Annotated in this window: 22 protein-coding genes and 1 tRNA gene; 11 read left to right on the top strand and 12 right to left on the bottom strand. The window is 70.8% G+C overall.

Annotated features, from left to right (window positions below; all coding sequences use genetic code 11):
- The first annotated feature begins 35 nt into the window (after window positions 1–35).
- Window positions 36–1,754, top strand: coding sequence for a BCCT family transporter (locus tag ABTW95_RS06785; RefSeq protein ID WP_500225309.1), 1,719 nt, complete (start codon window positions 36–38; stop codon window positions 1,752–1,754).
- Here ABTW95_RS06785 and ABTW95_RS06790 read toward each other — a convergent pair.
- Window positions 1,717–2,370, bottom strand: coding sequence for a hypothetical protein (locus ABTW95_RS06790; protein ID WP_396446821.1), 654 nt, complete (start codon window positions 2,368–2,370; stop codon window positions 1,717–1,719). The two genes, ABTW95_RS06785 and ABTW95_RS06790, sit on opposite strands and share 38 nt — an antisense overlap.
- 104 nt (window positions 2,371–2,474) lie before the next feature.
- Window positions 2,475–3,269 carry a GntR family transcriptional regulator gene (locus ABTW95_RS06795; protein WP_396446822.1) on the bottom strand — a complete coding sequence of 265 codons (795 nt, stop codon included), beginning with the start codon at window positions 3,267–3,269 and terminating at the stop codon, window positions 2,475–2,477.
- 425 nt (window positions 3,270–3,694) lie between these two features.
- Here ABTW95_RS06795 and ABTW95_RS06800 point away from each other — a divergent pair, with 425 nt between their 5' ends.
- Entirely contained in the window at window positions 3,695–4,645 is a 951-nt protein-coding gene (locus ABTW95_RS06800; RefSeq protein ID WP_500225311.1) for a hypothetical protein, read from the top strand.
- Window positions 4,646–4,668: 23 nt separating this feature from the next.
- On the opposite strand, the gene ABTW95_RS06805 is transcribed toward ABTW95_RS06800, so the two are convergent.
- Window positions 4,669–5,496 carry an oxygenase MpaB family protein gene (locus ABTW95_RS06805; protein WP_500225315.1) on the bottom strand — a complete coding sequence of 276 codons (828 nt, stop codon included), beginning with the start codon at window positions 5,494–5,496 and terminating at the stop codon, window positions 4,669–4,671.
- 100 nt (window positions 5,497–5,596) lie between these two features.
- Entirely contained in the window at window positions 5,597–6,328 is a 732-nt protein-coding gene (locus ABTW95_RS06810) for an isocitrate lyase/PEP mutase family protein (protein ID WP_500225317.1), read from the bottom strand.
- A 119-nt stretch (window positions 6,329–6,447) separates the two neighbouring features.
- On the opposite strand from ABTW95_RS06810, the gene ABTW95_RS06815 reads away from it, so the two are divergent.
- From ABTW95_RS06815 to ABTW95_RS06830, 4 genes are all read left to right on the top strand, one after another.
- Window positions 6,448–7,476, top strand: coding sequence for an alpha/beta hydrolase (locus ABTW95_RS06815; RefSeq protein WP_500225319.1), 1,029 nt, complete (start codon window positions 6,448–6,450; stop codon window positions 7,474–7,476).
- 314 nt (window positions 7,477–7,790) lie between these two features.
- Window positions 7,791–10,208 carry a M4 family metallopeptidase gene (locus tag ABTW95_RS06820; RefSeq protein ID WP_500225322.1) on the top strand — a complete coding sequence of 806 codons (2,418 nt, stop codon included), beginning with the start codon at window positions 7,791–7,793 and terminating at the stop codon, window positions 10,206–10,208.
- Window positions 10,209–10,284: 76 nt separating this feature from the next.
- Window positions 10,285–11,802 (top strand): M28 family peptidase, encoded by a 1,518-nt coding sequence (locus tag ABTW95_RS06825; RefSeq protein ID WP_500225324.1) that lies wholly within the window; start codon window positions 10,285–10,287, stop codon window positions 11,800–11,802.
- Between the two features lie 389 nt (window positions 11,803–12,191).
- Window positions 12,192–12,410: a DUF2277 domain-containing protein gene (locus ABTW95_RS06830; protein WP_396446829.1), complete on the top strand. Its 219-nt coding sequence runs from the start codon at window positions 12,192–12,194 to the stop codon at window positions 12,408–12,410.
- 4 nt (window positions 12,411–12,414) lie between these two features.
- Here the strand turns inward: ABTW95_RS06830 and ABTW95_RS06835 are convergent, their stop codons facing one another.
- Both ABTW95_RS06835 and ABTW95_RS06840 read right to left on the bottom strand, forming a co-directional pair.
- Window positions 12,415–13,434, bottom strand: coding sequence for an aspartate-semialdehyde dehydrogenase (locus ABTW95_RS06835; RefSeq protein ID WP_500225327.1), 1,020 nt, complete (start codon window positions 13,432–13,434; stop codon window positions 12,415–12,417).
- A 97-nt stretch (window positions 13,435–13,531) separates the two neighbouring features.
- Window positions 13,532–14,683 (bottom strand): acyl-CoA dehydrogenase family protein, encoded by a 1,152-nt coding sequence (locus ABTW95_RS06840; RefSeq protein ID WP_396446831.1) that lies wholly within the window; start codon window positions 14,681–14,683, stop codon window positions 13,532–13,534.
- A gap of 139 nt (window positions 14,684–14,822) precedes the next feature.
- Here ABTW95_RS06840 and ABTW95_RS06845 point away from each other — a divergent pair, with 139 nt between their 5' ends.
- On the top strand, window positions 14,823–15,200 hold the full coding sequence (locus ABTW95_RS06845) for a PspC domain-containing protein (RefSeq protein WP_500225329.1): 378 nt from the start codon (window positions 14,823–14,825) through the stop codon (window positions 15,198–15,200).
- On the opposite strand, the gene ABTW95_RS06850 is transcribed toward ABTW95_RS06845, so the two are convergent.
- Together ABTW95_RS06850 and ABTW95_RS06855 are read right to left on the bottom strand one after the other, a co-directional pair.
- Entirely contained in the window at window positions 15,197–16,525 is a 1,329-nt protein-coding gene (locus tag ABTW95_RS06850; protein ID WP_500225330.1) for an MFS transporter, read from the bottom strand. The genes ABTW95_RS06845 and ABTW95_RS06850 overlap by 4 nt on opposite strands.
- A gap of 95 nt (window positions 16,526–16,620) precedes the next feature.
- The gene (locus ABTW95_RS06855; RefSeq protein WP_500225333.1) at window positions 16,621–16,962 is read right to left on the bottom strand and encodes a metallopeptidase family protein; all 342 of its coding nucleotides are present in this window, start codon (window positions 16,960–16,962) and stop codon (window positions 16,621–16,623) included.
- A 32-nt stretch (window positions 16,963–16,994) separates the two neighbouring features.
- On the opposite strand from ABTW95_RS06855, the gene ABTW95_RS06860 reads away from it, so the two are divergent.
- The 4 genes from ABTW95_RS06860 (at window position 16,995) to ABTW95_RS06875 (ending at window position 19,697) form a co-directional block, all read left to right on the top strand.
- The gene (locus ABTW95_RS06860) at window positions 16,995–18,662 is read left to right on the top strand and encodes a metallophosphoesterase family protein (RefSeq protein WP_396454184.1); all 1,668 of its coding nucleotides are present in this window, start codon (window positions 16,995–16,997) and stop codon (window positions 18,660–18,662) included.
- Window positions 18,663–18,735: 73 nt separating this feature from the next.
- Window positions 18,736–18,808, top strand: a tRNA-Glu gene (locus tag ABTW95_RS06865).
- Window positions 18,809–18,840: 32 nt separating this feature from the next.
- The gene (locus tag ABTW95_RS06870; RefSeq protein WP_500225445.1) at window positions 18,841–19,077 is read left to right on the top strand and encodes a helix-turn-helix domain-containing protein; all 237 of its coding nucleotides are present in this window, start codon (window positions 18,841–18,843) and stop codon (window positions 19,075–19,077) included.
- A gap of 14 nt (window positions 19,078–19,091) precedes the next feature.
- Entirely contained in the window at window positions 19,092–19,697 is a 606-nt protein-coding gene (locus tag ABTW95_RS06875) for a dihydrofolate reductase family protein (RefSeq protein WP_396450688.1), read from the top strand.
- A 248-nt stretch (window positions 19,698–19,945) separates the two neighbouring features.
- Here the strand turns inward: ABTW95_RS06875 and ABTW95_RS06880 are convergent, their stop codons facing one another.
- Genes ABTW95_RS06880 through ABTW95_RS06895 form a run of 4 tightly spaced genes read right to left on the bottom strand, consistent with a single transcriptional unit; the run spans window position 19,946 to window position 24,750 of the window.
- Window positions 19,946–21,667 (bottom strand): amylo-alpha-1,6-glucosidase, encoded by a 1,722-nt coding sequence (locus ABTW95_RS06880; protein WP_500225337.1) that lies wholly within the window; start codon window positions 21,665–21,667, stop codon window positions 19,946–19,948.
- A 44-nt stretch (window positions 21,668–21,711) separates the two neighbouring features.
- Window positions 21,712–22,530, bottom strand: coding sequence for a carbohydrate ABC transporter permease (locus tag ABTW95_RS06885; RefSeq protein ID WP_396450692.1), 819 nt, complete (start codon window positions 22,528–22,530; stop codon window positions 21,712–21,714).
- Window positions 22,527–23,510, bottom strand: coding sequence for a carbohydrate ABC transporter permease (locus tag ABTW95_RS06890; RefSeq protein ID WP_500225342.1), 984 nt, complete (start codon window positions 23,508–23,510; stop codon window positions 22,527–22,529). The genes ABTW95_RS06885 and ABTW95_RS06890 overlap by 4 nt, the downstream gene beginning before the upstream one ends.
- Before the next feature lie 4 nt (window positions 23,511–23,514).
- The gene (locus ABTW95_RS06895; protein ID WP_396450700.1) at window positions 23,515–24,750 is read right to left on the bottom strand and encodes a sugar ABC transporter substrate-binding protein; all 1,236 of its coding nucleotides are present in this window, start codon (window positions 24,748–24,750) and stop codon (window positions 23,515–23,517) included.
- Between the last annotated feature and the right edge of the window lie 24 nt (window positions 24,751–24,774).

Here is a 24,774-nt window from a genome sequence, read left to right on the forward strand (position 1 = left end):
ACTGACGAGCGGTTATTCGGGCAAGACACCAGATCATGAGGAGCAACACCGGAGGCGAGGACGCCTATCCCGGCACCGACCCGGTGCCCCTCGGAAAACCCGCGCGTGCGCGCACCGACTGGGTCGTCTACGGCGTCACCGCCGTGCTGTCCCTGGCGTTCGTGATCTGGGGCGGGGCGTCCACCGGCACCCTGAGCTCGGTGTCGGAGACGACGCTGAACTGGCTGCTGCGCAACGTCGGCTGGCTCTTCGTCCTCGCCGCGACCGGTTTCGTGATCTTCTCCTTGTGGCTGGCGGTCAGCCGGTACGGGCGGATCCCCCTCGGCCGGGAGGGCGACGAGCCCGAGTTCCGCACCGTCTCGTGGATCGCGATGATGTTCAGCGCCGGCATGGGCATCGGGCTCATGTTCTTCGGCGCCGCCGAGCCCCTCACCCACTACGTGATGCCGCCGCCGGACACCGACGCGCCGCAGAGCGAGCAGGCGATCGAGACGGCCATGGCCACCACGATGTTCCACTGGACCCTGCACCCGTGGTCGATCTACGCCGTCCTCGGCCTCGCCATCGGGTACGGGCACTACCGGCGGGGCCGCAGCCAGCTGATCAGCTCGGCGTTCGCGCCGCTGCTCGGGCACCGCCGCGCGACCGGCCCGCTGAGCAAGCTGATCGACATCCTCGCGCTGTTCGCGACGCTGTTCGGGTCGGCCGCCTCCCTCGGCATCGGCGCCCTGCAGATCCAGACCGGCATGCGGGAGGCGGGCTGGATCGAGAGCCTCGGCACCACCGTGCTCGTCCTGACCATCGTCGTGCTGACGATCTGCTTCATCGTGTCGGCGGTCTCCGGCATCGCGCGCGGCATCCAGTGGCTGTCCAACACCAACATGGTGATCGCGGCCGTCCTCGCCGTCTTCGTGTTCGTCGTCGGGCCGACGGTGTTCATCCTCGAACTGCTGCCCACCTCGATCGGCGTCTACCTGGAGGACTTCGGCGAGATGGCGTCCCGCTCCGGCGCGACCGGCGGCGCGGCGATGGAGAAGTTCCTCGCGAGCTGGACGATCTTCTACTGGGCGTGGTGGATCTCCTGGGCGCCGTTCGTCGGCATGTTCCTGGCCCGGATCAGCCGGGGCCGCACCATCCGCCAGTTCGTCGCCGGCGTGATCATCGTGCCGAGCACGGTCAGCCTGGTCTGGTTCGCCGTCTTCGGCGGGACCGCGATCAGCCAGCAGCGCGAGGGCCTGAACCCGTACGGGAACGGCTCGGAGGAGCAGATCACCTTCAACATGCTGGGCCACCTGCCGTGGTCGTCCGTCACCGCGGTGGTCGTGATGCTCCTGGTCGGGATCTTCTTCGTGTCCGGCGCGGACGCCGCCTCGGTCGTCATGGGCACGCTCTCCCAGCGCGGCTCCACCGCCCCCGCCCGCTGGGTGGTGATCTTCTGGGGCGCGCTGACCGGCGCCGTCGCCGCGATCATGCTGGTGATCGGCGGCGACGAGGCCCTCAACGGCATCCAGAACATCACGTTCATCGGCGCGCTGCCGTTCACGATCGTCCTGATCCTGCTGTGCTTCGCCCTCTACAAGGACGTCCACGACGACCCCATGATGCGCCGCCAACTCAAAGGCGCCGAGGTGCTGGAGGACGCCGTGGTCGCCGGCGTCCGGCAGCACCAGGGCGACTTCGAACTGCAGATCCGCCCCTCCGCCCCCGACCCCGCCCTCAAGGACGACGCTGCACGACCTCGTCCAGCCGACTGATCAGCGCAGCAAGCAGCACAGTGACCTGCGCGGTAGCCACCGACGCCTCAACAGACCCCCCGCGCTGCGGGTCGGGCGGAAGCCAGACCCACCCCCGGCCATGGGTCTCCTTCACCATGACCGGCACACAGGTGAACGCGGACGGCTCGATCACCCCGACGCTATAGGAGACGACCTCCTCGAACAGATGATGCGACACGATGAGCGCGAAGTCGGTCCCGGCCTCGGCGAGCCGGTATTTCAGCGCTCCCGCGTCCAGCAGCCGGAAGAGATGGTTGAGGGCCACCCCCGTGACGCCGTGCTCGTCGAGATGCAGGTATCCGGCGTGGACAGCCACCCTCAACTGGATCCGCGCCTCCCCGCCGGCCAGCTTGTTGTGCCGCCGGACGCCCGCGAGCAGCCGCACCACGAGCGGCTCCAGCAGGACGTCGATGCCGGCGTCGGGCTCCGCGATGACGAACAGGCCGTCCCCGCGGTCCTCATGATGGCAGGCGTCCCAGCGCAGGCCGGCCGCCTGGCACGACTCCCGCACGATCCGGTGGATGGACGACCGCAGATACCGCTGGATGTCCGGATCTCGACGCAGGCCGAAGGAGGCGATGTCAACGGCGAACATCCCCCTGTGCAGCGTCCGTGGGGACGAGGTCTCCGGTATGGGAATCTGAGCCACCTGCCTCATGACGGGGCGGTCGGCTCCGCCCCAGGTGGACGCGTGAGCGGCTATCCGACGATGGAGATCTGCCCGGTGGCCATGGGCCGCTCGGGGACGTCTCCGATGTCGTAGGACGGCCTGTTGCGATCCGCCGCGTACGTGGTGACCGTCAGGCGAATCGGCAGGGAAGCACTGGTGTAGGCGACACGGTGGACCACGACGACGGGGATACCGGGCCCGATCTTGAAGAACCTCTTTTCCTCCGGGGTGGGCATCCGGGCCACGAGTTCGTCCCGGTACCCGGACTGCTCGTAGCCCATCTCGGCGAGCGCCCGGATCGTCCCCCGCGCGATCTTCTCCTTGCTCTCGATCTCGGTTCCCCGGACGAGGTCCATCGAGTAGTACGACTTCTGCAGCGAGTACGGCGTGTCGTCGATGAACCGCTTCGAGCCGCGCACGACGACCTGGACGTCCTCGCCGATCTCCAGCCATCCGGCGACCTCCCGGTCCGGGTACTCGATCCGCATCTCGAAGTCGCGGATGCTCGGCTTGCGGCCGGCCGCCCGGACGCCGGAGCTGTAGGAGTCCAGGGGCGAATCGGTCCCGTCCCCGCCCTCCTCTCGGGAGAGGACCACGAAGAACGGGATCGGCCCCTTCGGTACGAACATCCCCCGCCCCGGCTGGATCTGGATCAGGCCCTCGTGCACCAGATTGGTGATCGCGACTCTGATGGTGTTCCTCGACGCACCGAAAAGCCGTTCCAGTTCCGGTTCCGTGGGAATCCGGGCTCCCGGCGCGAACTCTCCGGATCTGATCTTCTCCCGGAGCTCGTCGGCGATCTCCCGGTGCAGCGCATCCGCCATCGGAAATCCTCTCCAGCCGGTCGATATTCATTTTCACCGGAATCGCGCGCATCGACGCTCCCGGACAGGACATAGGTACCTCACCTACCGGTCGACAATGACCCATCCGCTGCACGCCGGCACTCCGTGATGCCCCGTGGCGTGTCCTCAGCGCGGCGCCCGACCGAGCCAATGCCGCAAACCGGTATACGGACGGGTTGGTATTGGTTATGTGTACTGTCCTGAATCGCGAGAACGAGAGTCCTGCTGACGGCGGACACCCGGAGATGAGAGGCTCTGGCCCCTTACCAACTGCGGACCTGGAACATGAGACCCACAATCCGGTCAGTCACTTCCCAAGATCAGGCAACAAGATCGGCTCATCGGCCCGAATTCCCCAAGCTCCTCGGTCACGTCGCCCACTGCGGGTATGGACGGGCCGGGACGTGCCGGGCGGTCTTCGAGGGGGGACGATGACCTTTGCCAATCAGGCGGACATTCAGCATGAGGCGATCGGCGAAATCGGCGACAAGGATCTTGTCGTGGCGGGCCGGAAACTGGCGATGTTCGCGTCCGCTCCGCTGCACGAACGGCAGCGCAGGCTCACCGAGGCGGTCATCGTCGTGCACGGCGCGCTGCGCAACGCCGGCGACTACTTCCGGTCGATCGAGAAGGCACCGCACCGGCTGGTCGTCGCGCCGCAGTTCCTCACCGAGGACGACGTGCGCGGCGACCCGGAGCGCGCCGAATACCTGCACTGGCGCACGGAGGACTGGAAAGGCGGGCTCGGCTCGGTCAGCTCGTTCACGGTCATGGACGAATTACTGCGCGGGCTGCGCATCCATCCCCGGCTGCGGCGGGTGACCATCGTCGGGAATTCGGCGGGCGGCCAGTTCGTCAACCGCTACGCGGCCGTGGGCCGGGGTCCCGACGACCTCGCGGCGGACGTCCGGTTCGTCGTCGCGAACCCGTCGACCTATCTGTACTTCGACAGGATGCGGCGTAAGGGGGACACCTTCCTTGCCCACAGCGACCCCGCGGTGGACCGCTGGCGCTACGGGTTCGGCGGCGGCGTTCCGGACTACGTGGGCACCGCGCGGCCGGCCGACGACTACTTCGAGCGCTATATCGCCAGGGACGTCGTCTACCTGCTCGGCGCGGAGGACGCGGACCGCGGCGCGGCGCTGCTGGAGATCCATCCGGCCGCCGAGGCGCAGGGCGCCACACGCATCGAGCGCGGCGAGATCTACTACAGCTACCTGCGCCACAAGGCGGGACGGGAAGTCCACAAGCTGGTGCATGTGCCCGGCGTCGGCCATGACGCCGGGCAGATGTTCGCATCGCCCCAGGGCCGCGCGCACATCTACGGGCGGCGTGGTTGGTTTCGCCGCCGCTGAGGGGGCCGGGGCCGTACGCCGGGCTAGACGACGGGGCGGCCGGTTTTGATTCGGCGGCGGAAGTCGTAGAGGTAGGCGTTGAAGGGGAACTCTCGGGCCGGGCGCGGCATCGCGCGGTTGGCGAGGCGCATTGCGCGGGTGAAGCGGTCGAAGCGGCGCTGCCGGCGGGGCGTCCAGGTGTAGCCGAGCTCTTCGCGGAACGGCTGCGGCAGGAAGCCCAGGGTCAGGAAGGTGTGGTAGCGGCCGAGAGCGAGGCGCACCGGCGCGTGCAGGAAGCGCAGCTCGACCAGGTCGCGCAGGTAGGTGCGGGTGACGTCGTCCATCTCGATCTTGCGGACGCCGTCCTGCCAGTACTCCTCGAAGGCGGCGCGGTCGGCGGGCCACAGCTCGGGCTTCATCTGCAGGGTCGTGCCGAACCGGGCGCCGTACCTGTACAGCTCCTCGGCCTGCTCGGGGGTCGGCTTCCCGTACAGGATCTCGTAGATCATTTCGAGGCCGTAGTACAGGCACGCGGCGACCCAGAGCTGGAGCTCGGGGTCGAACGCGTTGTAGGCGACGGGCTCCTTCGCGCGGACCTGCCGGTGGGCGCGGTTGACCTCCTGGCGCAGCGCCTCGCGCTCCTCGTCGGTGCCGAGCATCGCGACGGCGATGTAGGTGAGGGTGGTGCGGCCGCGCTTGACCGGATGCCTGTCGACGCGGCCGCTCTCCACCTTGCTCTCCGCGACGCCGTGCCCGATGGGGAGGCGCGCGAGCTGCATGACGACGTTCGCCGCGGCCGCGGCGAGGGCCAGGCCGCTGATGGAGTCGAGGACGACCTTCGGGGTCTGCGCCTCCGCCGCGATCGCTGTCATACCGCCCTCACTTCCTGAGACATAGAGGCGAATTCCGTCTCACTGTGCCAGTGTAAGTGAATGCTTGCAAGGGCGCCCGGACGTGGGCGCCCTCACAGCGTCAGGCGTACGGGTCCTCCATGGCCTTGATCCGGGTCGCGAACTCCTTCAGCGTGTCGAGCGCCCGCAGGTAGCCCATGGGGCCGTAGGACACGCGGGCCACCCCGGCGGCGGCCAGGTCCGCGAGGGACGTGCCGGGCGGGTTGTTCGCGTTGACCGGCCCCGGCAGCCCCTCGACCAGGGCGGGGACGGCGTCCATCGGCGCGACGATCGGGTAGACGCAGTCGGCCCCGGCCTGGAGGTACAGCCGACCCCGCTCGATCGCGGCCTCCACCGGGTCCGGCACCCCGCGGATGAACGTGTCGATCCGCGCGTTGATCACCAGGGCGTCGCCGGCGGCGGCCCGGACGGCGGCGAGGAACTCCGCCTGCTCCTCCGGCTTCGCCAGCTCGCCGGCGTAGGTGTCCTCCAGGTTGCAGCCGGCGGCGCCGATCGCGAGCAGCCGTTCGACCAGCTCGGCGGGCCGCAGCCCGTAGCCGGCCTCGGCGTCCACGGTGACCGGGACGGTCGCGGCGCGGATGACGCGCTCGGCGGCGGCGAACATCTCCTCCACCGGCGCACCCTCGTGGTCGGGGTAGCCGAGCATCGCGGAGACGGCGGCGCTGGCGGTGGCGAGCGCCGGGAACCCCGCCTCCTGGACGATCTGCGCGCTGCCGGCGTCCCAGACGTTCGGCAGCAGCAGCGGGTCACCGGGCCGGTGCAGCTCGCGGAGCTTCGCAGCGTTGTCAGTCATATGGGTCTCCTTCCCTCAGGAGTGCAGACCAGGCGGCGCGCCGGAAGGCATCGTGCCCGACCCGCCGTCCGCCTGGGTTAGCGTCAATGTGATCATCCACCCGCGATGAGGGAGCGCCCATGCTGCCGTGGTCGGCCGAGTTCGCCGGACGCCTGGAAGAGCACACCGTGAGCAGCGAGCTGCTGCGCGGCAACCCGCTGAAGGACCCGCACGAGCGGCCGCTCCTCGTCTACGTCCCGCCGGGCTACGACGACGAGCCGGACCGCCGCTACCCGAGCGTGTACGTGATCACCGGGTTCACCGGGCACGTCGGGATATGGCGCAACCGGACACCGTACCGCCAGCCGTTCCCGGAGACGGCGGACGCGGTGTTCGCGTCCGGCGAGGCCCCGCCCGCGATCGTGGTGTTCGTCGACGCCTGGACCGCGCACGGCGGCAGCCAGTACGTCGACTCGCCGGGAACCGGCCGCTACCACTCCTACATCTGCGACGAGGTCGTCCCCTGGGTCGACGCCCGCTACCGGACGCTCGACGCGCCCGAGCACCGCGCGATCAGCGGCAAGTCCAGCGGCGGCTACGGCGCGATGATCACGCCGATGCTGCGGCCCGACCTGTTCGGCGCCCTCGCGACGCACGCCGGCGACGCGCTGTTCGAGTACTCCTACCTGCCCGAGTTCCCGAAGTGCGTCCGGCACCTGCGCAAGTACGACGGCGACATCTGGCGCTGGTGGAACGACTTCAACTCGCGCGCGTCGTTCACCAAGCCGGAGGACATGGACCTGCTCAACGTCCTCGGCATGGCGCTCTGCTACACCGCGCGCGAGGACGGCGCGCCGGAGCTGCCGTTCGACCCGGTCACCGGGGTGATCCGGCAGGACGTGTGGGAGCGCTGGCTGTCCTTCGACCCGGTCCGCATGGTGCCGGCGCACGCGGAGGCGATGCGCTCGCAGCGGGCGATCTGGATCGACGGCGGGACGCGCGACGAGTGGTTCCTCGACATCGGCGCCCAGGCGTTCCACCGGGCGCTCCTCGACAACGGCGTCCGGGAGGACGTGATCCACTTCGAGCTGTTCGACGCGGGCCACGGCGGCATCGACTACCGCTACCCGTTGGCGCTCGCCTGGCTCTGCCGGCGCATCGCCCCCTAGCCCGGCGGCGCGGGGCCGAAACGCTCACCGCGCGCCGAAGGTTCCCACCGGCACGGGCCGGGCCGACAAGATCGGCCCGGCCCGTTCGCGCTGGATGCAAGGGGTTTTTCAGTGGTTTCGTTCACTCAATTGAAAATCCAATAACAAATGGATTCATTGACACTTTTCACAATTCGGGTTGCACTTCGGGCAGCTCATCCGGATGAGTCCCCCATCCATACCCCCGCCGGGCGACCGGTGGCCCCGCGGAGCGCTCCCACAAGGAGCTCCACGTGTCCCCGCGCACCGCCCCGGCACGTGGAAGGAGCACCCCCGTGAGACACCAGACCGCGATCGGGGCGGCGGTGCTGTCCGCCGGCCTCGCCGTGGCGATGTCCTCCCCCGCCACCGGTGCGACCGCCCGCACCGCCCCCGCGGCCCCGGCCAAGCCGGATCCGCGCACCGTCGCCGCCGCCTCGGCCGACCGCCTGGTCGCGGCGAAGCCCGCCGAGTTCAAGGTCGCCGCGAAGGACGGGATCGTCCGGCGCGGCGTCACGTCCGGGCTGCGCGGCCTCCAGCACGTCCAGTACGAGCGCACCTACGACGGCCTGCCCGTGTACGGCGGCGACTTCGTCGTCACCACCAACGCGAGCGGCGGCGTCCTCAGCACGTCCGTCGACCAGACGAAGAAGCTCAGCGTGTCGACCAGCGCGGAGATCAGCGCGGCGAAGGCCGCGAAGACCTCCCGCGCCCAGGTGTCCGAGGTGGACAGCGCGACCGCGCCCCGCCTGATGGTGGTCGCCGAGGGTTCCGGACGGCTCGTCTACGAGACCGTCGTCAGCGGCACCCGGAAGAACGCCCCGACGAAGCTGCACGTCCTCGTCGACGCGAAGACCGGCAAGGTCGTCAAGACGTGGGACGAGGTCCGGGACGCGGCCGACGACCGCAGCTACTACCACGGCACCGTCGACCTCAGCACCGCCGCGACGTCCATGACGGACCCGCAGCGCTCCGGCGTCCGGTGCGGCGGCCAGAACGGCTCCACCTACACCGGCCCCGACAGCGCCTGGGGCAACGGCAGCGGCACCGACCTGGAGACCGCCTGCGTCGACGCCCTGTACGCCGTCCAGAAGGAATGGGACATGCTGGGCGAGTGGCTCGGCCGCAGCGGCATCAACGGCCGCGGCGGCGGGTTCCCGCTCCGCGTCGGCCTCAACCAGGCCAACGCCTACTGGAACGGCAGCTACACCAGCTTCGGCCGCAACCAGGCAGGCACCAGGCAGGCCACGTCCGTGGACGTCGTCGGGCACGAGAACGGCCACGCGGTCTTCACCAACACCCCCGGCGGCGACAGCGGCGGCAACGGCAACGAGAAGGGCGGCATGAACGAGTCGGCCGGCGACATCTTCGGCGCGCTGACCGAGCACTACATGAACGAGCCGTCCACCTTCGACCCGCCGGACTACCTGGTCGGCGAGGAGGTCGACCTGGTCGGCTCGGGCCCGATCCGCAACATGTACAACCCGCAGGCGCTCGGCGACCCGAACTGCTACTCGTCGTCGATCCCGCGGACCGAGGTGCACGCGGCGGCCGGCCCGCAGAACCACTGGTTCTACCTCCTGGCCGAGGGCTCGAACCCGTCCAACGGCAACCCGGCCAGCCCCACCTGCAACGGCTCGACCGTGACCGGCATCGGCATCAAGAAGGCCGGCCAGATCTTCATGGGCGGCCTGAACCGCAAGGTCACCAACTGGAGCCACGCGCGCGCCCGCGTCGAGACGGTCAACGCGGCGCTGGAGCTGTTCCCCGGCTCGCCGGCCGAGTGCAACGCGGTGAAGGCCGCGTGGAGCGCGATCAACGTCCCGGCGCAGAGCGGTGAGGCGTCCTGCGGCACGCAGCAGCAGAACGACTTCTCGCTGTCGCCGAGCCCCGGGTCCGGCGGCGCGCAGGCCGGCGGTACCGTCACCGCGACCGTGAACACCGCCGTCACCGGCGGCAGCGCGCAGCAGGTGGCGCTGTCGGCGACGAGCAGCCCGTCCGGCCCGACCGTGTCGTTCTCGCCGAGCACCGTCACCGCGGGCCAGTCGGCCACGATGACGGTCCGCGTCCCGGCGGGCACCGCCGACGGGACGTACCGGATCACGGTGCTCGGCGACGGCGCGTCCGTCGACCGCACCGCCGTCTACACGCTCACGGTCGGGAACGGCGGCCCCGGCGGGACCGTCTTCTCCGACGGCTTCGAGACGGACCAGGGCTGGACCACCGACCCTGACGGCTCTGACACCGCCACCGCGGGCGCCTGGGAGCGCGGCACCCCGCAGCCGACGAGCTGGTCCGGCATCAGCCTGCAGCTGGCCGCCGCCGGCGGCAGCGGCGCCCTGGTGACCGGCGCGGCGGCCGGGACCGACGCCGGGACGTACGACGTGGACGGCGGCGTCACCACCGTCCGGTCCCCGGCGATCAGCCTGCCCGGCGGCACGCTGACGCTCAGCTTCGACTGGTACCTGGCCTACCTCAACAACAGCTCCACCGAGGACTACCTGCGCGTCCGCGTCGTCGGCTCGAACGGCGCCGGCACCGTGCTGAACCAGAGCGGCGCCATGGCCAACAAGGCCGGGGCGTGGCAGACGGCGACGTACGACCTGTCCGCCTTCGCGGGCCAGTCCGTCCGCATCGTCGTGGAGGCCGCCGACGCGGGCTCCGCCAGCCTCGTCGAAGCCGGACTCGACAACGTGAAGATCACCCGGTCCTGACCGCCTCCCGCACGCGGCCCGTGACGGGGCCCGCTCCCTCGTCACGGGCCGTTCCCTCCCCCGACTCGGAGGATCGATGAGATCGCGCACCATGGCGGTGCTCGGGGCGGCGGCCCTGACCGTGTCCGCCCTCCTGCCCCTCCCGGCCTCGGCGGCGCCCGCCGCGGCCGCCGCCCCCGACATCCCGCTCGCCAACGTCAAGGCCCACCTGTCGCAGCTGCAGGGCATCGCGAACGCCAACGGCGGCAACCGGGCCCACGGCCGCCCCGGCTTCCGCGCCTCGCTCGACTACGTGAAGGGCAGGCTGGACGCGGCCGGCTACCAGACCAGCGTCCAGTCGTTCTCGCGCAGCGGCGCGACCGGCTACAACCTGATCGCCGACTGGCCGGGCGGCGACTCGAACGACGTCCTGATGACCGGCGCGCACCTCGACAGCGTCACGGCCGGGCCCGGCGTCAACGACAACGGCTCGGGCACGGCGGCGGTCCTGGAGACCGCGCTCGCCGTCGCACGCGAGGGCCACCGGCCCGACCGCCACCTCCGCTTCGCGTGGTGGGGCGCCGAGGAGCTCGGCCTCGTCGGGTCGACGTACTACGTCGACAACCTGCCGCCGAGCGAACGGTCGAAGATCACCGGCTATCTGAACTTCGACATGGTCGGCTCCCCCAACGCGGGCTACTTCGCCTACGACGGCGACGGGTCGTCCGGCAGCGGCGGCCCGGCCGGGTCCGCCGAGATCGAGCGGGTGCTCCGGTCGTACTTCTCGTCGATCGGCGTGCCCGTCCAGGACACGGCGTTCGACGGGCGCTCCGACTACCGCCCGTTCATCCGCGCCGGGATACCCGCCGGCGGGCTGTTCACCGGCGCCGAGGGACGCAAGACGTCCCAGCAGGCGCAGCTGTGGGGCGGCCAGGCGGGCGTCGCGTTCGACCGCTGCTACCACTCGTCGTGCGACACCACGTCCAACATCGACGACACCGCGCTGGACCGCAACGCCGACGCCATCGCGCACGCCGTCTGGACGCTCGGCGGCGACGGCGGGACGCAGCAGCCGCCCGGCGACACCGTCCACTCCGACGACTTCGAGACGGCCACCGGCTGGACGGCCGACCCTGACGGCTCCGACACCGCCACCGCGGGCGCCTGGGAGCGCGGCACCCCGCAGCCGACGAGCTGGTCCGGCATCAGCCTGCAGCTCGCCGCCGCCGGCGGCAGCGGCGCCCTGGTGACCGGCGCGGCGGCCGGGACCGACGCCGGGACGTACGACCTCGACGGCGGCGCCAGCAGCATCCGGTCACCGGCGATCGCGCTCCCGGCGGGGGCGAGAACGCTGTCGTTCTCCTGGTTCTTCGCCCACCTGAACAACAGCTCGTCCGCCGACTACCTCCGGGTGCGGGTCGTGGGGCCGAACGGGTCCACGACCGTGCTGAACCAGACGGGCGCGGCGACGAACCGCGCCGGGTCCTGGCAGACGCAGACCGCGGACGTCTCCGGCTACGCCGGGCAGACCGTCCGCATCCTGGTGGAGGCCGCCGACGCGGGCTCCGCCAGCCTCGTCGAAGCCGGCCTGGACGACCTCAAGATCACCACGTAGGCGCAGCTCAAAGGCCGGTTTCAGTGTTTTCCACGAGCCCGTTCACACAATTGAAAATCCAGTGCCGGATGGATTCGTTGACACCCGGCAGGCCCGCGCGGTGCACTGCTGAACAGCCCGCCCTCCACCCCCAGGGCTGATCACCGGCGGGCGCACGGCACGAATCTCGGCCCGAGCCGTGCGACCCGCCACCGGGGTCCCCGCCCCCCGCCGGACCCCCGGGCGCTCGTGTCTACAGTTCCCAGGACACGAGGGCCCGGGGGCCCAACTGTGTCTGCGGCGGTTCCCTCCCCCTTTCGGACGCGATCGCGGCGCCCAGGGGTGTCGCGTGGGCGCGGCGGTGGCCGGGCACCCCGCGAAACGTCCGACCTCAGGGTCACAATGGGAGCATGTGTCGAAGCATCAAGACGCTCCGGCCGCCCTATGCGGAGGACGTCACCGACGAGGACGTCCGGGCGGCGGCGCTCCAATACGTCCGGAAGATCTCCGGGTTCCGGGCGCCCGCGGCCCACAACGCGGAGGCGTTCGAGCGGGCCGTGGAGGAGATCGCGCACAGCACGGCGGCCCTCCTCGAAACGCTGGAGGTCCGAGGAGGGCGCGCTCGCTAGGTCGTCACTCGGCGGCGACGAGCTCGGCGATCTGGACGGTGTTCAGGGCGGCGCCCTTGCGCAGGTTGTCGCCCGAGCAGAACAGGGCGAGGCCGTTCTCCACGGTCTCGTCCCGGCGGATGCGGCCCACGTAGGTGGGGTCCTGGCCGGCGGCCTGCAGCGGGGTCGGGACGTCCGACAGGACGACGCCGGGCGCGCCGGCGAGCAGCTCGCTCGCGCGCTCCGGGCTGATCGGGCGCTCGAACCGGGCGTTGACCTGCAGCGAGTGGCCGGTGAAGACCGGGACGCGGACGCAGGTCCCCGACACCTTCAGCTCCGGGATCCCCAGGATCTTGCGGCTCTCGTTGCGGAGCTTCTGCTCCTCGTCGGTCTCGGCGAGGCCGTCGTCCACGATCGAGCCCGCCATCGGCAGCACGTTGAACGCGATCGGCCGCACGTACACCGACGGCTCGGGGAAGTCCACGGCGGCGCCGGAGTGGGTGAGCCGGTCGGCGTTCTGGACGGTCTTGGACGCCTGGTCGTGCAGCTCGGCGACGCCCGCGAGGCCGCTGCCCGACACGGCCTGGTAGGTGGACACGACGAGGGCGGTCAGCCCGGCCTCCTCGTGCAGCGGGCGCAGCACCGGCATCGCGGCCATCGTGGTGCAGTTCGGGTTCGCGATGATGCCCTTGGGGCGGTTCCGCGCGGCGTGCGGGTTGACCTCGGCGACGACGAGCGGGACGTCCGGGTCCATCCGCCAGCCGGAGGAGTTGTCGACCACGACCGCGCCCGCGGCGGCGACCTTCGGCGCCAGGGCCCGGGACGTGGTCTTCCCCGCGGAGAACAGCACGATGTCGAGGCCGGCGTAGTCGGCGGTCTCCGCGTCCTCGACGGTGATCTCGGTGCCGTCCCACGGGAGCCTGCGCCCCGCCGAGCGCGCCGAGGCGAACAGCCGCAGCTCGTCGACCGGGAATCCGCGCTCGGCCAGGATTTCGAGCATCTTGGCCCCGACCTGTCCGGTGGCCCCGACGATGCCGACTCTCATGCCGCTCCCTCTGGTAGATCGCTTGACCCGGTGAGTCTGCCCAGGTCGATGGCGCAACGTCCAGGCAATAACACTACGCGGAAAGGTCGACCGCTCCTTAACGGAACGCGTCGAGGCCGGTGACGGCCTTCCCGAGGGTGAGCAGATGCACTTCCTGCGTGCCCTCGTAGGTGAGGACGCTCTCCAGGTTGTTCATGTGCCTGATCACCGGGTATTCGAGCGTGATCCCGTTCGCGCCGAGGACCGTGCGGGCCTGGCGGGCGACGTCCAAGGCCGCGCGGACGTTCGCGAGCTTGCCGAACGACACCTGCTGCGGTGTGACCTCGCCCTCGTCCTTGAGGCGGCCGATGTGCAGGGCGACGAGCCCGGCCTGCCCGAGGGCGACCTCCATCCAGGCGAGCTTCTCCTGCGTGAGCTGGAACGACCCGATGGGCCTGCCGAACTGCTCGCGGGTCTTGGCGTAGTCGACGGCCGCCTCGTAGCACGACCGCCCGGCCCCGACGGCGCCCCACAGGATGCCGTAGCGGGCCTCCGAGAGGCAGCCGAGCGGCCCCCTCAGGCCCTTCACGTTCGGGAGCATCGCCGATTCGGGGAGCCGCACGTCGTCCAGGACGAGCTCGGAGGTGACGGACGCGCGCAGCGACAGCTTCTGGTGGATGTCGCTGCTGGTGAACCCGGGCGTGCCCTTGGGGACGAGGAACCCGCGGATCCCGTCGCCGGTCTGCGCCCAGACGACCGCGACGTCCGCGATCGACCCGTTCGTGATCCACATCTTGGTGCCGTTCAGCACCCAGTCCGCGCCGTCGCGGCGGGCGCGGGTCAGCATGTCGCCCGGGTCGGAGCCGCGGTCGGGCTCGGTCAGCCCGAAGCAGCCGATCGCCTCCCCGGCCGCCATCCGCGGCAGCCATTCGTTCTTCTGCTCCTCCGACCCGTACTTGTGGATCGCCGCCATCGCCAGGGACCCCTGGACGGACACGAAGCTGCGCAGCCCCGAGTCGGCCGCCTCCAGCTCCCGGCACGCCACCCCGTACGCGACGGCGCTCGTCCCGGCGCAGCCGTAGCCCCGCAGGTGCATCCCGAGCAGGCCGAGCTCGCCCAGCCGCGGGGCCAGCTCCCGGGCGGGGAACGTCCCGTCCTCGAACCATCCGGCCAGGTGGGGGGCGACCTTCTCCGCCACGAAGGCGCGCACGGTGTCGCGGACCATCCGCTCCTCGTCCGTGAGCCGGTCGTCCACGCGCAGCACGTCCATGCTGGTCTCCTCCGTTCCGGGGCCGTCCGCCCACGAGGGTACGTCGGGGACGGCGCCCCGGGCGGCCAGGGGTGGACTCAGGGGTGAATCAGGGCGAATCCCGATGTCCTATCCGCCGCCCGCTGGGCATGATCGAGGCATGGACATGAACAAGGACACCGCCCAGAACAGCACCGACAACACCGCCCAGACCGACACCACCGCGCAGACCGACGACACCGCCGCCAAGAAGCTCCGGCGGCCCCGCGACAACCGGATGCTCGCCGGCGTGTGCGCGGGCGCCGCCGAGTTCCTCGGCATCGACGTCAACATCGTCCGGATCGGCCTGGTCGTCTTCAACCTCTTCGGCGGCGCCGGCGTCGGCCTCTACCTGATCGGGTGGGCGCTGATCCCGGAGGAGGGCGCCGCGACCTCCATCGCCGAGGACTTCATGAAGAACGTGAGCGAGTCCCCGAGCGTCAAGGACGCCGTGAAGAAGACGAAGGAGTCGCTCAAGAAGGAGCGCGCCGGCGCCTAACCCGCCCGGCCCGCACCGGACATCTCGCCCTCGCCCCGGCCGGGCGGCGGGGCCGCGGCGACCGGGCCCGCGCGCTTGCCGGCGATGACGCCGCCGCGGACCTGGTTCCAGCCGAGCGTCAGCATCGCCGCGCACGACAGACCGAGGACGCCCGCGAGCGCCACCACCGTCTCCGGCCCGAGCACCTGCGCCGCCGCGCCGCCGACCAGGATGCCGACGCCCTGGCCGGCGAGGATGCCCGACTGGGCGAGCCCGAACGCCTGCCCGCGCCCCGACGCGGGGACCGCGGCCACGAACGCGGTGTTCGCCACCAGCTGGTAGGCGCTGCCGACGCCCGACAGCGCCCACAGCCCGACCACCCACCACAGCGGCGGGTGGACGCCGGCGCCGACCAGCGGCAGGCAGGCCAGCATCGACATCCATCCCATCGCGTGCAGCCGGTTCGCCGGGCGGACGAACCGGCTGAACAGCAGCGAGCCGACCACCATCCCGGTCGGCATCGCCGCGAGCAGCAGCCCGGCGGTCACCGCGCCGCCGCCGAACGTCGCCGCGTACGGCACGGCCAGCCCCTCGGGGATCACGTAGAACGCGCACAGCCACGCGAACAGCACCAGCGACCGCAGCGCCGGGTCGCCGAACACGAGGCGGGCGCCGTCCCGCGTCCCGCGCAGCAGGCGCAGCGACTCGCGCTCCCCGCGGCGCGGGGCGGCCCGCCGCCGCAGCCCGCCGATCAGGATGACGGCGGACGCGCCGAACGTCAGCGCGTCCAGGGCGAGGGTCTCGTACGTCCCGACGATCGCGACGACCGCGCCGCCCGCCAGGAAGCCGAGCACCTGCGTGACCTGGTGGGTGATGTTGGCGATCGCCGAGCCCGCCACATATCTGTCGCCCTCCAGGACGTCCGGCATGACTGCGGCGCGCGCGGCGGAGAACGGCGTCCCCAGCAGGACGACGAGGAACACCAGCGCCGACAGCACCCCGACCGGCATCACCACCAGCGCCATCACGGCGACCAGCGCGGCCCGCAGCACGTCGCAGACGACCATCACCGTGCGGCGCGGGAACAGGTCGGCCAGCCCGGACAGCACGGGCCCGCCGAGGATCGGCGGCAGGTAGGTCAGCGCGTAGATCAGCGCCGTGAGCAGCGTCGACCGCGTGTGGTCGTACACGAGCACGGCCAGCGCGACCTGCGCCAGCTGGTCCCCGATGTACGACAGCGCCTGCGCCAGCCAGAGGGCACGGAACTCCCCGACCGCGAACACCTCGCGGTAGGTCGCCTGCTCCTCCGGCGGACGACGATGCCGGCCGGTCTGCCTTCCCGCCACGCACGCTCCAGTTCAGCCCGCCCGGTACGGGCGCCCTCCCCTATTAACTCACGCTGCGTGGCAGTTACGTGACCTACAGTGCACAATTCTTTGCGTCAGTATCCGAGTTCGTGCAACTTCCCGTCGTCGATCCCGAAGTGGTGGGCGATCTCGTGCACCACCGTTATCCGGACTTCTTCCACTACGTCCTCTCGTGTGTCGCAAATCCGGAGAATCTCGTTGCGGTAGATCGAAATGTGATCGGGCAGGACGCCTCCGTACCAGTCGCCCCGCTCGGTGAGGGGTACCCCTTGGTACAGGCCGAGCAGGCCGCGCTCGGGCGCGTCGTCCTCCACGACGATGACGACGTTGCGCATGTGGGCGGTCAACTCGGGTGGGATGGTGTCGAGGGCCTCGGCCACGAGGTCCTCGAACTCATCGCGCGACAACTCCATCACGCCATCGATTCTGCTCGATAGAAGGGGAACACGTGCCCAAGGTCCGCGCCGCGTTGACCAAGGCCATCGCAGCACTCCGCGCGTTCGGCGCCGTCACCGCCGACCGCGTCCACCGGTTCGGCTCCCCCGTCGCCCGGCGCGTCTCACCGTTCCTGGCCCACCGCTGGACGCGCCTCGGACTCGTCATCGTCATCGGCCTGGCCGGCGGCTACCTCGGCCTCATCGCCGGCGGCCGCTACGTCACCCCGGTCGGCCCCACCGACGTCCAGCTCACCCTCCAGCCGTCCCTGCACGGCGGGACGACCCTGAAGCTGCCTCCCCTCGGCTCCCTCCGCCTCGACACCCACGAGGGCCCGGTCACCCTGGAGGCCCGGCTCACCGACCTGCGCCCCGACCAGGCCAAGAAGCTCATCGAGGACGACACCGAGATCGACCGCCTCACCGACCGGATCGCCGGCCAGATCCGGCACGGCCTCATCGAGCTGCTCGTGCGCGCCGTCCTGATCGCGCTCGCCGCGAGCTTCGCCGCGTCCCTCATCCTCTTCCGCTCCTGGCGCCGCGCCCTCCTCGGCCTTGGCTCCGCCGCCGCCGGCCTCGTGGCCGTCACCCTGCTGACCTGGGCGACGTTCAACCCCCAGTCCATCGCCGAACCCCGCTACACCGGCCTGCTCGCCAACGCCCCCCAGATCGTCGGCGACGCCCGCAGCATCGTCGAGCGCTTCTCCGCCTACCGCGCCCAGCTCGCCCGCCTCGTCGGCAACGTCTCCGAGCTCTACACCACCACCTCGACCCTGCCGACCTACGAGCCGGACCCGTCCACCATCCGCGTCCTGGACGTCTCCGACATCCACCTGAACCCCGCCGCGTGGAACGTCATCAAGTCCGTCTCCACCCAGTTCAAGGTCGACCTCATCATCGACAGCGGCGACCTCATGGACCACGGCAGCAAACCGGAGGACAAGTTCGCCGACGCCATCTCCGACCTGAAGGTCCCCTACGTCTACGTCCGCGGCAACCACGACTCCAAGGAGACCCAGAAGGCCGTCGGCCGGGAGAAGAACGCCATCGTCCTGGACGACGACACCCGCGAGGTCAAGGGCCTGCGCATCTACGGAGTCGGGGACCCCCGCTTCACCCCCGACAAGAGCACCCGCGACGACTTCGTCGGCGCCGACCAGCTCCGCGCCGAGGGCCTCCGCTACGCCTCCAAGCTCCGCGCCTCCGGCACCACCCCCGACATCGTCGTCACCCACGACCCCACCGAGGGCGAGGCGTTCTCCGGCATCACGCCCCTGATCCTCGCGGGCCACACCCACTCCCGCTCCACCAAGCTCCTCCCCACCGGCACCCGCCTCTTCATCCAGGGCTCCACCGGCGGCGCCGGCCTCCGCGGCCTCGAACACGAGGAGCCCACCCCGATCGAGCTTTCCGTCCTCTACTTCAGCCGCGCCACCCACCGCCTCCAGGGCTGGGACGACCTGCGCCTCGGCGGCCTCGGCTTGACCTCCGCCCAGATCGAACGCCACCTGGAACCCGACCCCGACCGCACCATCAACCCGACGCCCCCGGCCTCCTCCCCACCCGCCTCCCCGACCTCCCCGTTCCCGTCCGAGTTCCCCTCGGACTGGCCGTCCCGCAGCCCGTCCCCCACCGAGAGCGCCCCCGGCGCCCGCCTCCCGTCCCCCACCCGCACCGGGTAACCGTTTGCACGCCGCCCCGCCACGTCCTCTAGACTGGCGAGGTCGAGTGGCGACCGCACCCGCCACCACCCGGGCCCCCTTCGTCTAGCGGCCTAGGACGCCGCCCTTTCAAGGCGGTAGCGCCGGTTCGAATCCGGTAGGGGGTACACCGCAGCCCGGCGCGCGATCCCGTTGTGGGATCCCTCCCCCCGTCGCCCGCCGGCTGAGCCGCGCTCCCTCAACGGTCTCAAGGGAGCTGAAGCGCAACATGCGCCCGCATGACCAGGCCCCTGCCGCGCTCAACGCCCTCGCCGCCCACGACACGGTGCTGCAAACCGTCCCTAGCGGCAAGGCCGCAACGATCTCGGTCGATGCCGAGCCGATAGATCGGCCGATGAGTTTGTGGCTCCGGGCCGGTCAGCCTGGTGACACCTAGGAAAGGACACCGCCATGTCGGAGCTTCTCGTGGACTTCATCACCTCCCTCGACGGCTACGCATCGGGAGAGGGGTGGCCCGGGTTCTGGGGCCTTGAGGGACCGGAGTACCTCGCATGGCTCGGCGAGCAGCCCGAGGTCACGTACCTGATGGGAGCCAACACCTACCGCCTGATGTCGGGCTTCGCCGCCGGCGAGGTCCCCGCTGGCCAAGACGAGTTCAGGCCCGAAGAAGAGGCGTCCGTCGACGAGCTCACGCGAGCGTCCAAGGTGGTGTTCTCCTCCTCACTCGAGGAGCCACTGACGTGGGCCAACTCCACGCTCGTCCGCGACGACGCCGTCGAGGTCGTCCGCGCCATGAAGTCGAACGGCTCGGGGCTCCTCAGCACGATCGGCAGCCTGAGCCTGTGCCGGTCCCTGCTGCGGGCCGGGCTCGTCGACCGCTTCCGGGTCGTGATGTTCCCGGTGATCACCGGGGCCACGGGCGCAGAACGCATCTACGACGGCTATCCGGACGTCGCCCTGGAGATGATCGAGCACCGCACCTTCGACGGCCGCATCCAGCTGGTCGAGTACAAGCCCCGGGTGCTCGAGCACCCGCCGCTCGGCGCCCCAGCGTGACGCCGTGAAGCGGCGCGACGAGGGACGCTTCATCCCTCACGGCGGCGGTCCGCTGCCCGGCCCGGCCGAGGTGGAGTCGCTCGGCCGGGAGTCGCCGGGGGAACGCATTGACGCCGGTGGCCTGCTGCACGGCCGCCCTTGGACTCGCCGAGTAGGCGTTTGTGTAGTTTGCCCGTGGTCTGGCGGGTGAGTACCGCCGGAGCTTGGAGACCCACGACGTGTTGCACGGCGACTTCACCGCCTGACCGCTAGGGCAGTTCGGCGCCCAGTGCGCGTCCGGGGGCGCGGCGGGCCTCGTGGGCGGCGGCGAGCAGGAGGTAGGCGCTGGCCGTCCAGGTGTAGGCGCGGTCCCGCAGGCCCGCCCCGGTGAGCGCGTCGAAGTTCTCCGCGAAGCCCGACCGTTCGCACAGGGCGCGGAAGCGGGCGCTGATCTCGTCGGCGAGGGCGGTCTGCCCGGCCCGGCGCAGGCCGTCCTCGATCAGGATCGTCGCCGGCGCCCATATGGGGCCGCGCCAGTAGCCGTCGGGACGGTAGTGCGGCGACGCCGGCAGCTCGGTGGCCAGGCCGAACTCGGTCAGGTGCGCGGTGATCCGCCCGGTCAGCGCGGTCACCGCGGACGGGGGCAGGTCGGCGCCGAGGACGATCGGCATCAGGTCGAGCAGCCCGTCGGTGTGCCAGGTGTTCCCGGTGGCGACGCCGCGGGCGGCGAAGCGGTCGTCCTGCCAGAGGCGGGCGAACAGCTCGGCCTGCAGCTCGTCGGCGGTGTCGGCCCAGTGCCGTGCGCCGGGACGGCCCAGTTCGGCGCCGAGCCGGGACAGCTCGCGCATCTGCAGGATCAGGAACGCGCTGAGATCGGCGGTCTCCACGACCCGCTCGGGATCGAAGGCCGTGGCGTTGTCCCAGCCGCTGTCGTTGCCGTGCTCGTAGTGCGGAAGCGGGCTGCCGGGGGCGCGGCGCGCGGTGAGCCAGAAACGGGTCCACGCTTCGAGCTGGCCGTGCACCCGCTCCAGTTCGGAACGCTCCAATCGCAGATGGCGGCGCAGGAGGCCGAACGCCCAGCCGTGGATCGGCGGCTTGACGTAGTTGAACAGGACCTCCGAGTGCGTCACCGAGTCGGGCAGGGCCCCGGAGGACTCCTGGTGGTCGAAAAGGATCTGGTACTGGTCCCAGGCCAGCGCCGGGTCGCCCGCGGCCAGCGCGAGCGCGTTGAAGCAGTGGTCCCAGCTCCACACCTTGTTCATCCAGTGCTTGGACATCAGCACGCTGGGACGTCCCAGAAACCCGGCGGGCCGGACGGTGGCCGACCACAGGACGTAGGCGGCCAGTTCGGCGGCCGGGGTGTCCGGGCCGCGCCAGGGGGCGATCGCGTCCGCGAAGCGCAGGAAGGACTTCAGCGACGCGTCGGCGACGGCGTCGAACGGCACCGACGGGGAGTACGGCGCGCGGGCGGTGCCGTACTCCTCGATCACCGCCTCCCAGTCGCCGCCGCCGAGCGTCAGGCCGCGTTCGGCGGTCTGGAGGGCCTGGGCGCCGTGCGCGGCGGCCTCACCGGCGATCACGGTCACGCGGTAGCGGCGCCCGGTCTCGTAGGACGTGAACACGTGGACGCCGGCGACGTCGTAGAAGTAGGTCCCGGTGAACGGGGTCAGCTCGGCGATCGCGGCGTCCAGCCGCAGCGCCAGGCCGGAGCCGCGGAGCCGCACGGTGTCGGGCGACTCGAAGGCCGCCTCGATCCGCCCGGACGGGTGCGTCCAGGCCAGCCGGCCGGGCGTGGCGGTGATCGTCGCGGCCGCCCGGGCGCCGCCCGCGAGCGGGGTGAGGCGCAGCACCGGGTTCAGTCCGCCCTGGTGGGAGACCAGGTGAAGGTCTTCGGCATGGGTGGCCAGCGCGGTGACGGGAGAAAGGGCGAGCCAGGAGCCGAAGATGCTGAACGGGATGTCCTGGACGGAGAAAACGGGTCCGGCGGTCATGGAGACAGGAGCTCATTTCTGGAGGGGACGGGTGAGGGAAGGGGTCAGTCCTTGACGGCGCCGGCTGTGGCTCCCGCGGCGATGTAGCGCTGGGCGCCGATCAGAATGAGCGTGGTCGGGATCGATGCCACGACCGCGGCGGCCATGATGGCGTTCCACTGCTGGTTGTTGTTGCCGATGTAGTGGTAGATGCCGAGGGTGATCGGCCGGTGGCGCCCGCCGCCGTCCAGCGTGCTGGCGAAGATGAAGTCCGACCAGGACCACAGGAACGCGAACAGCGACACGGTGACGACGCTGTTGCGGCTGATCGGCAGCACGATGGACCAGAAGGTGCGGAACGGCCCCGCGCCGTCCACCCGGGACGCCTGCAGCAGCTCCCGGGGGATGCCGCCCATGAAGGCGGTGAAGATCAGCACGCCGAACGGGACGGCGAGCGTGGAGTCGGCGAGGATCAGTCCGGGCACCGTGTTCAGCACGCCGAGGTTCAGGTAGATGGCGTAGAACCCCATCGCCATGATGATCCCGGGGATCATCTGGGCGGCGAGCAGCAGGAAGCTCAGCGCGCCGGTGCCGCGGGGGCGCAGCAGGCCGAGGGCGTAACCCGCCGGCGCGGCGACCGCCACGGTCAGCAGCACGGTGCCGAGCCCGACGACCAGGCTCGTGGCGAGGTAGGGAAGCTGCTGGTCCAGGACGGCGCGGTAGCCCTCCAGGGTGGGGTGCGCGGGGAAGAAGGACGGCGGGGTCCGCCGCATGTCCTCGTCCCGGGTGAGCGAGTTGTTGAGCATCCAGTAGACCGGGAACAGCATTACCGCGGTCAGCAGCAGCGCGATCCCCGTCTTCCACCAGGACCTGGTCGCCTTCATGCGGCCTCCCGCTGCCGGCGTTCGAAGCGGATGTAGAGCAGGCCGAACGCGAGGGCCGCCAGCACCAGCAGGTTGCCGACGGCGGCGCCGGGGCCGAAGGACGGCAGCGGGTTGGCGAAGCCCAGGTGGTAGGACCACGTGGCGAACGTCGTGGAGGAGTCCGCGGGCCCGCCCCGCGTCATGATCCAGATGAGGTCGAAGACCTTCAGCGTGTAGACGAGGCCGAGCATCAGCGTGATCGCCGAGACGGGGCGCAGCAGCGGGAACGCGATCCGCCAGAACCGCTGCCACGCGGACGCGCCGTCCAGCGCCGCCGCCTCGTACAGCTCGTCCGGGACCGACTGCAGCCCGCTGTACAGGATGACCAGGTTGAACGGGATGCCGATCCAGATGTTGGCGATCGTCACCGAGGCCAGCGACCAGTGCGGCGAGGTCAGCCAGTCAACCGGCCCGATGCCGGCCAGGCCCAGCAGCCAGTTGACGGCGCCGGCCTCGGAGTTCAGCAGCAGCGTCCAGGTGGACGCCGACACGATCAGCGGCAGCAGCCACGGCACCAGGAAGAGGGCCCGCAGCACCGCCGAGAGCTTGAAGTGCCGGTTGAAGAACACCGCCAGGGCCAGCCCGATGGAGAACTGGAACAGCAGCGACACCAGCGTGAAGACCACGGTGTGCCACAGCGCGGGCCAGAACGTCGCGTCGCGCACGACCTCGATGTAGTTGTCCAGGCCCGTGAACGGCGCCCCGCCGTGGACGAACGACCGGACGGTGTAGTCCCGCAGGCTCAGCTCGATGTTGCGGTACAGGGGGTAGGCGTAGAACAGGACGAGGTAGGCCACCAGCGGCAGGAGGAAGGCCCAGGCCGTCCAGTGCCCCGATCGCCGGTACGCCGCCTTCGGTCGGGCGCGGGAGGCGGCGCGGCCCCCCGATGCCGCGGGGACGCTCCTCCCCGCGTGCCGGGCCCGCTGCGTCGTGTCGTTCATCGCGTCACTTCACCGACGTCTGGGCCTTCGCCATCGCCTCCTGGGGCGTGGCCGAACCGCTCAGCGCGCCCTGCACGGCCGTCCACATCTGCTGGGAGATCCTCGGGTACTTGGTACCGAGGTTGTCGCTGGTGCGGCCCTTCGCCGCGTGCACCGCGTCGACCCACACCTTGAGCTCGGGCTTGGCCTCGACCTGCTTCTGCTGGATCTGGGTGGTCGGCGCGATGTAGGAGAGCGTGCTGACCGCGGTGAAGGAGTGGTCCCCGCTGGTCAGGCAGTCGGCGATCTTCTTGGACGTCCCGTAGCGGCCGGTGTCGTCCTGCACCGGGATGGTCACGAACTCGCCCCCGGTCGGGGCGGGCGCGGTCCCGCCGTCCTTCGCGGGGATCGGGATGATCCCGTACGGGAAGCCCGCCTTCTTGACGTTCTCCAGCTGCCACGTGCCGTTCTCGGAGAAGGCGTAGTCGCCGGTGGCGAACTCCTGCCAGCTGGTGGTCTGGGTGTTGTTCAGGACCGACTTGGGCGCGTAGCCCTTCTTCAGCCAGTCGGACCACAGGGCCAGCGCGCTGACGGACTGCTCCGAGTCGAGCTTCGTGAGCTGCGCTTTCGCACCCCAGAACCAGGGCAGGAACTGGAAGCTGCCCTCCTCGGTGCCGATGGCGGAGAACGTGATCCCCTTCTTGCCGGCCGCCTTCACCTTCTGGAGCGCGGCGGTGAGGCTCGCCCAGTCCTTGATCGTGGAGGCGTCGACGTCCGCCGCCTTCAGCACGTCCTTGTTGTAGAAGAGCGCGAGGGTGTTGGCGCCGAGGGGGATGCCGTAGGTCTTGCCGCCGGCCTGCCCGGCCGCCAGCAGGTTGGGCTGGATCATCGAAGTGTCCGTGCTGGTGTCGGCCGTCGTGGTGAGGACGCCGGCCTCGGCGAGCGTGGACACCACCGGGTTGTCGACGATGAGGACGTCCGGGGCGTTGCCCTGCTGCGCGGCGAGCAGCGCCTTGTTGGTCAGGTCCGTGGTGTCGTAGGCGGTGCGCTTCATCTTCACGCCCGCGGCGGAGCCGCACCCGTCCAGCAGCTTCGCCCACTCGGAGTCGGCCTGGTACTGGGGGTAGGGGTCCCAGATCGTGTAGGTGCCGGAGTCGGCCGCAGAGCCGCCGGACGAGCAGCCGGTGAGCGCGGCCAGCGTGAGCGCGGCGGCGCCCGCCGCCAGGAAGCGCGTCCTGAGGTGGTGGACAGGGTGGGTCATCGCGGTTTCCTTTCCGGCGCGCGC

Source organism: Spirillospora sp. NPDC127506, from assembly GCF_040302145.1.
GTDB lineage: Bacteria > Actinomycetota > Actinomycetes > Streptosporangiales > Streptosporangiaceae > Spirillospora.

Bases quoted from the DNA above. Each gene is read 5' to 3' on its own strand.
- ABTW95_RS06785 (WP_500225309.1), top strand. From the start codon at position 36: ATGAGGAGCAACACCGGAGGCGAGGACGCCTATCCCGGCACCGACCCG.
- ABTW95_RS06835 (WP_500225327.1), bottom strand. From the start codon at position 13,434: ATGAGAGTCGGCATCGTCGGGGCCACCGGACAGGTCGGGGCCAAGATG.
- ABTW95_RS06840 (WP_396446831.1), bottom strand. From the start codon at position 14,683: ATGGACGTGCTGCGCGTGGACGACCGGCTCACGGACGAGGAGCGGATG.
- ABTW95_RS06830 (WP_396446829.1), top strand. From the start codon at position 12,192: ATGTGTCGAAGCATCAAGACGCTCCGGCCGCCCTATGCGGAGGACGTC.
- ABTW95_RS06790 (WP_396446821.1), bottom strand. From the start codon at position 2,370: ATGTTCGCCGTTGACATCGCCTCCTTCGGCCTGCGTCGAGATCCGGAC.
- ABTW95_RS06885 (WP_396450692.1), bottom strand. From the start codon at position 22,530: ATGAAGGCGACCAGGTCCTGGTGGAAGACGGGGATCGCGCTGCTGCTG.
- ABTW95_RS06810 (WP_500225317.1), bottom strand. From the start codon at position 6,328: ATGACTGACAACGCTGCGAAGCTCCGCGAGCTGCACCGGCCCGGTGAC.
- ABTW95_RS06795 (WP_396446822.1), bottom strand. From the start codon at position 3,269: ATGGCGGATGCGCTGCACCGGGAGATCGCCGACGAGCTCCGGGAGAAG.
- ABTW95_RS06815 (WP_500225319.1), top strand. From the start codon at position 6,448: ATGCTGCCGTGGTCGGCCGAGTTCGCCGGACGCCTGGAAGAGCACACC.
- ABTW95_RS06845 (WP_500225329.1), top strand. From the start codon at position 14,823: ATGGACATGAACAAGGACACCGCCCAGAACAGCACCGACAACACCGCC.
- ABTW95_RS06805 (WP_500225315.1), bottom strand. From the start codon at position 5,496: ATGACAGCGATCGCGGCGGAGGCGCAGACCCCGAAGGTCGTCCTCGAC.
- ABTW95_RS06825 (WP_500225324.1), top strand. From the start codon at position 10,285: ATGAGATCGCGCACCATGGCGGTGCTCGGGGCGGCGGCCCTGACCGTG.
- ABTW95_RS06895 (WP_396450700.1), bottom strand. From the start codon at position 24,750: ATGACCCACCCTGTCCACCACCTCAGGACGCGCTTCCTGGCGGCGGGC.
- ABTW95_RS06880 (WP_500225337.1), bottom strand. From the start codon at position 21,667: ATGACCGCCGGACCCGTTTTCTCCGTCCAGGACATCCCGTTCAGCATC.
- ABTW95_RS06875 (WP_396450688.1), top strand. From the start codon at position 19,092: ATGTCGGAGCTTCTCGTGGACTTCATCACCTCCCTCGACGGCTACGCA.
- ABTW95_RS06890 (WP_500225342.1), bottom strand. From the start codon at position 23,510: ATGAACGACACGACGCAGCGGGCCCGGCACGCGGGGAGGAGCGTCCCC.